Here is a 412-nt window from a genome sequence, read left to right on the forward strand (position 1 = left end):
GTTGCATGCCTTGCCAGACGGGAGGTGGCAAGTTGAAGTTCACGGGTTCGACTATTTCGACACTAAACAGGGCGAGCTAGTTTCCGGCGGGCAGAACAAGATAGCGCTGTGGTTGCTTGATACGGACTATGACCAACGTTCTCTTTTTCCTCATCAAGTTTTCTTTCCGATGGCTGGCAAGAAGGATGGCTGGCGCAGATTGAAAAGCAGCATAAAGACCGAACTCGACGAAGACATGTTGGAACGATTTCACGGCACTATATCGCTTCCATTTACGGCAGGGGAGAACCGCACCGCGGCTGTAAAGATCGTCGATGATAGAGGCATAGAATCGCTCAAGATCATTTTGCTCGATACGTGAGGGCGAACATGCACAATCGAAAATCTCTAATCATCAACACCCCTTTCGCTT

1 pseudogene is annotated in these 412 nt (G+C 49.3%); it reads left to right on the forward strand.

The annotated features are described in order from the left end of the window. A pseudogene (locus tag AC5ZGW_RS47260) lies at positions 1–361 on the forward strand (site-specific DNA-methyltransferase); the annotation flags it as partial. Between the last annotated feature and the right edge of the window lie 51 nt (positions 362–412).

The organism is Bradyrhizobium sp. Crot121, assembly GCF_059512385.1.